The organism is Devosia sp. (genome assembly GCF_030689745.1).
Classification (GTDB): Bacteria; Pseudomonadota; Alphaproteobacteria; order Rhizobiales; family Devosiaceae; genus Devosia; species Devosia alba.
Genome location: NZ_JAUYGL010000146.1, coordinates 53,948 through 60,541, shown reverse-complemented (window position 1 = coordinate 60,541; position 6,594 = coordinate 53,948). Strand labels below are relative to the sequence as shown.

Annotated in this window: 7 protein-coding genes; 4 read left to right on the top strand and 3 right to left on the bottom strand. The window is 64.0% G+C overall.

Annotated features, from left to right (window positions below; translation table 11 throughout):
* Positions 1–439 (bottom strand): carbamoyl-phosphate synthase domain-containing protein (locus Q8O80_RS13050; protein WP_305579883.1); only part of this gene is annotated, 439 nt, incomplete at its 3' end.
* A gap of 194 nt (positions 440–633) precedes the next feature.
* On the opposite strand from Q8O80_RS13050, the gene Q8O80_RS13045 reads away from it, so the two are divergent.
* Positions 634–1,083 (top strand): GatB/YqeY domain-containing protein, encoded by a 450-nt coding sequence (locus Q8O80_RS13045; protein WP_305579882.1) that lies wholly within the window; start codon positions 634–636, stop codon positions 1,081–1,083.
* Here Q8O80_RS13045 and Q8O80_RS13040 read toward each other — a convergent pair whose 3' ends face one another.
* Positions 1,084–2,277 (bottom strand): MFS transporter, encoded by a 1,194-nt coding sequence (locus Q8O80_RS13040; RefSeq protein ID WP_305579881.1) that lies wholly within the window; start codon positions 2,275–2,277, stop codon positions 1,084–1,086.
* 183 nt (positions 2,278–2,460) lie between these two features.
* Here Q8O80_RS13040 and Q8O80_RS13035 point away from each other — a divergent pair, with 183 nt between their 5' ends.
* The gene (locus Q8O80_RS13035) at positions 2,461–3,024 is read left to right on the top strand and encodes an HdeD family acid-resistance protein (protein ID WP_305579880.1); all 564 of its coding nucleotides are present in this window, start codon (positions 2,461–2,463) and stop codon (positions 3,022–3,024) included.
* Between the two features lie 26 nt (positions 3,025–3,050).
* A complete protein-coding gene (locus tag Q8O80_RS13030; RefSeq protein WP_305579879.1) occupies positions 3,051–4,103 on the top strand; it encodes a cellulase family glycosylhydrolase in 1,053 nt (350 codons plus the stop codon).
* Here Q8O80_RS13030 and Q8O80_RS13025 read toward each other — a convergent pair whose 3' ends face one another.
* The gene (locus Q8O80_RS13025) at positions 4,104–4,499 is read right to left on the bottom strand and encodes a hypothetical protein (RefSeq protein ID WP_305579878.1); all 396 of its coding nucleotides are present in this window, start codon (positions 4,497–4,499) and stop codon (positions 4,104–4,106) included.
* A 70-nt stretch (positions 4,500–4,569) separates the two neighbouring features.
* Here Q8O80_RS13025 and dnaG point away from each other — a divergent pair, with 70 nt between their 5' ends.
* Complete coding sequence (dnaG, locus tag Q8O80_RS13020; RefSeq protein WP_305579877.1) at positions 4,570–6,504, top strand: DNA primase; 1,935 nt, start codon at positions 4,570–4,572, stop codon at positions 6,502–6,504.
* Positions 6,505–6,594 lie beyond the last annotated feature (90 nt).

Below are 6,594 nucleotides of genomic sequence, written 5' to 3'. Positions count from 1 at the left end.
CTGCGGCATGGGCAATGACGCCATTGGGCATGCCATGCTCGCGGATCAGGGCGGTCAGGGCGCGGGTGTCGATGCCGGTGATGCCGATGATGTTGCGCTTCTTGAGCCAGACATCGAGTTTTTCGGCGGCGCGGTAATTGGAGGGGTTGGTGATGTCGGCCTTGAGCACGACGCCGCGGACGCCGGACAGGGCGGCCATGTTGACCGTCTCGATGTCTTCGTCATTGGCGCCGACATTGCCGATATGGGGGAAGGTGAAGGTGACGATCTGGCCGGCATAGGACGGATCGGTCAGCACTTCCTGGTAGCCGGTCATGGCGGTGTTGAAACACACTTCGCCAGCGGCGTGACCAATGGCGCCGATGCCGCGGCCTTCCAGGCGCGTACCGTCTGCCAGGATCAGAACTGCGGTCGCGGGGGATTGCTGCCAACCGGTCACGGGGGCCTCCAAAATTGGTTTCAGGTGCTCGCGCAGCCAAAGTATGAAAAGTTGTCGAACTTTTCCTGACCACGCATCCGACGATGTCGATTGAGGCCTCCTATTAGAAGCCTGATCGCGGCGGCGCAAGTGGCGACGCGGGTCGATTGGGCCTATATGGGTCACGAATTACGCACAACAAGAGGATTATGCCCATGCGCGACCAGTTCAGCGAAGGCCTCAAGACCGCCCTGAAGGCCCGCGATCAGCGGCGCACCGCCACCCTGCGGGCGATCACGGCGGCAATCCAGGACCGCGATATCGCGATCCGGCAGGAGAATCGCGGCCCGGCGACCAATGAAGAGATTCTGGCGATCATCCAGAAGATGGTGAAGCAGCGCGAGGAGAGCTTTGCCATTTATGCGCAGGCCGGGCGGGCCGATCTGGCGACGGTGGAAAAGGAGGAAATCGACATCCTCAACGAGTTCCTGCCCAAGGGGCTGAGCGAGGCCGAGGTCGATGCCGCCATCGTGGCAGCGATTGCCGCGACCGGCGCCGAGGGGGCCAAGGACATGGGCAAGGTGATTGGCCAGCTCAAGGCCGACTATCCCGGTCGCATCGATTTCGGCAAGGCCAGCGGCAAGGTGCGCGCGGCGCTCAGCTGACTATTGGGCCGCCACCGCGCCGGTGAGGCCCGGCGGGGTGGCATTGCTGCGCTGCTCGCGCAGATGGGAGTAGATGGCGACCGCAACGGCCAGGATCAGCGCCACGGTGCCGATCAGGGGCAGGGCGCGATAGCCCAGGCCGTTCTCGATCGCGGCAGCGCCCAGCACGGCGCCAATGGCGATGCCGACATTGAAGCCGCTGGGAATGAGCGAGGATGCCAGATTGGGGGCATCGGCGGCCCAGGCCAGAATGCGGGTCTGCACCGGCGAGCCAAAGGCAAAGTTGACGCCACCCCAGAGCACCACCGTGATGGCCATGGCGATGGGGTAGGGGCTGACCAGATACAGCGCGGTGAAGGCCACGACCTGCAGGCCCAGAATCGCGATGAGCGAGGGCATCAGTTTCCAGTCGGCCAGACGGCCGCCGATGAACACGCCGATGGTGGAGCCGACGCCATAGAGCAGCAGCACCCAGGGCACCATGTTGACGTCGAGCCCGGTCACGTCGCGCAGCAGCGGGGCGATATAGGTGAACAGGCTGTACTGGCCGATCATCACCAGCATGACGATGATCAGCGAGGTGATGATCTGCTGGCGGCCCAGCGCCCGGAATTCGCGGCGGAAGCTGCCGCTGGTGGCGGCGGCGCCGGCGGTGCGGGGCAGGGCGATGGCGATGATCAGCGTGGCCAGCAGCCCAAGCGCGCCGACCGCCCAGAAGGTGGCGCGCCAGCCCAGCGCATTGCCGATGGCCGTGCCGCCGGGGACGCCCAGAATGTTGGACACGGTCAGGCCGGACAGGATCAGCGCGACAGCAAAGCCGCGCTTGTCCCTGGGTACCAGGCCAACCGCGACAATGGCGGCAATGCCGAAATAGGTGCCATGGGCGACCGAGACGATGACCCGGGCGGCCATCAGCAGTTCGAAGTTGGGCGCCAGGGCACACAGCACCTGGCCCAGGGTGAAGACCGCGCCGAGGGCGATGATCAGCGCCTTGCGCGAGATCTTCTTGGTGGCCACGGCCAGCAGGGGGCCGCCAATGGCAATGCCGACCGCGTAGCCGCTCACCAGATAGCCGGCAACGGGAATGGTGACATTGAGCCCGCCGGCCACTTCGGGCAGCACGCCGGCAATGACGAATTCGGCGGTGCCGAAAGCGAAAGCGGCGAGAAACAGGGCGAACAGGGGCAGGGACATGGCGCATGACCGCCGAAGGCGGGCCTCAATTGAAGCCACCTCAAACCACAGGCGGGGCAAGGCGGCAATCAACAAATTGCCCGGGCGCCTATAGAAAAGCTGCAACGATGAAGGCTTGGCAATGGCGCTAACTCGGCTACACTCGGTGCCGGGACAGATGGTCTTGCGGCCCTGGAGGCAAACATGACGGTATCGGCTGACACGAAACGACGCTTTGCATATGCAACGGCACTGCGGGGCCTTTTCATGCTCGTGGCGGGGCTCTATGCGGTGATCTGGCCCACGGAGGCGCTGACCATCCTGGTGCTGGCCGGCGGCATCCTGCTGGCAATCGACGGCGTGCTGGGGCTATGGAGCCTGACCTTTGGCGGCGGCAAGAGCGGCAATTACTGGTTTGACGTGGTGTCCAATGTGCTCTCGCTCATCCTGGGCGTGGTGATCCTGATCAGCCCGCTGCTGGCGACAATCTTCACGGTCACCCTGATGGCGGGCCTGGTCGGTATCATCGCGCTGGTGGTGGGGATCATGCAGATCGTGGTGATTACCCGCGAGCGTGAGCATTATGCACGGATCTGGCCGGTGGTGCTGTCGGGCGTGTCCTATGTGCTGCTTGGCCTGGTGTTCCTGTTCTTCCCGCTGCTGAGTGCCTCAATCGGGGTGATTTTCGGTGGCGTGGTGCTGATCATGCTGTCGTTTGGGCTGTTTGGCTGGGCCTGGCGGCTGTATCAGCGCAGCAAGTCCGTTTGACAAACGAGCATACAAGGCGATCTGACATGACGGAAATATCGGCTCCAGGCCGCTGGGACGCTGCGCGGGCCCGGGAATGGTATGCGCGCCTGCCATGGCTGGTCGGGGCCAATTACGTGCCCTCGACCGCCTCCAACCAGCTCGAGATGTGGCAGAAGGAGACGTTCAGCCCGGAGGTGATCGCGCGCGAGCTCGGCTGGGCGGCCGGGCTGGGCATGAACTCGATGCGGGTGTTTCTGCATGACCTGCTCTGGGCGGATGATCCGGCAGGCTTCAGGGACCGGATCGAGCGCTACCTCGATATCGCCGCCGACAAGGGAATCAGCACCATGCTGGTGCTGTTCGACTCGGTGTGGAATCCCGACGTGGCACTGGGCACGCAGCCGGCGCCCCGTCCGGGCGTTCACAATTCGCAATGGGTGCAGGGGCCGGGCAGGGCGCTCGCCGATCCCCAGCAGTATGGGCGGCTGCAGGACTATGTCGAAGGGGTGGTCGGCGCCTTTGCCACGGACGAGCGCGTGCTGGTCTGGGACGTGTGGAATGAGCCGAGCAATCTCAATGGCGGGCGGTTCGCTGAGCTGGACAACAAGATCGAGCTGATCAGCGCGCTGTTGCCGCGCGTCTTCGAGTGGACGCGCAATGCCGGGCCGAGCCAGCCTTTGACCTCAGGGGTCTGGGCGGGGAAGACGCTCTATGACGATCCGCATGCCCGGATCCAGATCGAGAATTCCGACGTGGTCAGCTTCCATGACTATCAGACCCCGGAGGCGTTCGAGGCCAAACTTCTCGGCCTGCCGAGGGATCGACCGCTGTTGCTGACCGAGTTCATGGCCCGGACGCCCGGCAGTACCTTTGAGGGCATCCTGCCGATTGCCAAGCGCGAGCGCATTGCCAGCTATTGCTGGGGGCTGGTCGCCGGGCGGTCACAGACGCTCTATCCGTGGGACAGCTGGACCAAGTCCTATGCGGATGCGCTACCCGATCCGTGGTTTCATGACGTGTTCCACGCCGACGGGCGACCCTACCGGGAAGCCGAGGCGGCGTTCCTCAAGCAGATCACCGCCCGGGACGCCAGCTGATCAGCGATAGATCACGGCGATGCCGGCGACGGCATCGTCCTGGCGATGGATTTTCGCGGCCACCGGCACGGTCAATTCGATATTGCCAAAGCCGTCCCAGCGCGGCGCCAGATCGGCGTCAGCGCCGATGGACAGAAAGCTGACGGCGTCGTCGGCAAGAGCGGCGCCAGCCGGGATCAGCGCCGCCTGGGTGTTTGGTTCGGTGTCGGGACCGCAGGTGCGGGCAAAGACCACCAGGTCAAACGTCGCGTCGGGCGCGGTGAGGCGGGCGCGCTCGATGCTGCTGCAGGTGGGCAGGGCGCCGGCGAGTAGCCAGAGCAGGGCGCCGACCAGCAGCGCCGGCAGGGTGGTGAACAGCATCAGATTGCGGAAACGGAACTTGCTGGAAATAGCCACGGAACGGTCCATGCTGTGGATAAGAACATGGGCCGTGACTCAGGCCCCGCGAATGCTTATCTAACATGTCATGCGCTTTTCCGATCAGTTTCTGGACGAGATCCGTCAACGGCTGCCCATCACGCAGGTGGTGGGCGAGCACGTCATGTGGGACAAGCGCAAGAGCCAGCCGGCCAAGGGCGATATGTGGGCCTGCTGCCCGTTTCATGGCGAAAAAAGCCCGAGTTTTCACGCCGATGACCGGCGCGGCATCTATCACTGCTTTGGCTGCGGCGTGTCGGGCGATCATTTTCGCTTTCTGACCGAAAAGGTCGGGATGAGTTTTCCCGAAGCGGTGGAACGGCTGGCCGAAATGGCGGGCCTGCCGATGCCGGCGCGCGACGAACGGCAGGAGCAGCGGGCCGCCGAACGCAAATCGCTGACCGATGTCATGGAACTGGCGACGAAATATTTCGAGGCCGCACTGAGCCATAATATCGGGGCGCGGGCACGCGGCTATCTGCTGGAACGCGGGGTCTCGGCGCAGAGCCAGGCACGCTTCCGCATCGGCTTTGCGCCCGACAGCCGCAACGGGCTCAAGGAACACCTGGCGGCCAATGGCGTGTCGGCGCAGGACATGATCGATACCGGCATGGTGGCGGTGCGCGAGAATGACCCGCTGCCCTATGACCGGTTCCGCAACCGGGTGATGTTCCCGATCATGGATTTTCGCGGCAAGGTGATCGCCTTTGGCGGGCGGGCCCTGTCAGCCGATGTGCCGGCCAAATATCTCAACTCGCCCGAGACCGAACTGTTTCACAAAAGGCAGACCCTCTATAATGGCCAGACGGCGCGGCAGGCCGCGCGCGATGGCGGCACGATTGTCGTGGTGGAAGGCTATCTCGACGTGATTGCGGCGGTGGCCGCGGGCTTTGAGGGCACGGTGGCGCCACTGGGCACGGCGCTGACCGAAGAACATCTGCAATTGCTGTGGCGGATGAGCCCGGACCCGATCCTGTGCTTTGACGGCGACAAGGCCGGACAGAAGGCGGCAGAACGCTCGGCAGACCTGGTGCTGCCCCATCTCAAGCCGGGCTTTACCGTGCGCATCGCCACCTTGCCGGAAGGGCAGGATCCCGATGACCTGATCAAGGCGCAGGGGCGTGCGGCGTTCGCCGATGTGCTGGACCGGGCGCGGAGCCTGTCGGATGTGATCTGGAGCATGGAAACCGGCGGGTTGGTGCCCGAGACGCCCGAAGCGCGGGCGGCGCTGCAGGCGCGGCTGCGCGAGCGCGCCAACTCGATCCAGGATTCGTCGGTGCGGTTCCATTATGGCCAGGCGTTCGATGAAAAGCTGCGGGCCTTTCTGGCGCCGGTGCGGCAGAATCGCTTCGAGCCGCGCCACGGCCAGCAGCGCTATGGCCAGAGCGGCGCCTATGGCTATCCCGGCCGGGGCACGCCCAAGCTGGTGGTGTCGGACACCCTGCGCAATTCGCGGCTGCTCAAGCCGGGCTCGGTGGCGGACGCCACGCCGCGCGAGGCCGCGATCATCCTCAGCCTGGTCAATCACCCGGCGCTGGTGGAGGACAGTTTCGAAATGCTGGCCAATCTGGACTTTGAAACCCCGGCTGCGCAAAAAGTGATGAGCGAGATTCTCAACCTGGCGGTGCGCCATCACGACATCTCGGGCAATGACCTGAAAGCGGCGCTGGGCGTGCGTGGACATGGCGCAGCGCTGGCCCGGATGGAGGATGTGCTGATGCGGCAGGGGGTCTGGCAGATCGGCTCGGAGATCGCGCTGGCCGATGCCCAGACCGGATTGAGTCATGCCTTGGCCTTGCATAACAAGAAAGTTCAGCTAAATAGAGAGCTTAAAGCAGCCGAAGCAGCGCTGGGCGAAGTCCCGAGCGAAGAAACCTTTGAAAGGCTGCGGGACATCAAGAACCAGATTACCACTGTCGATGGCACCGAGGCATTGATCGAAGGATTTGGTTCGTTATCGGGGCGCGCGACACGCAGTTTTTAGAGAATGCTCTAAAAGCCAGCGCGTACGCGCGATTTCGCATATGATCATGCGATAAGTTCGAGACGGACCTGGTTGCTGCTGGCGTTAACG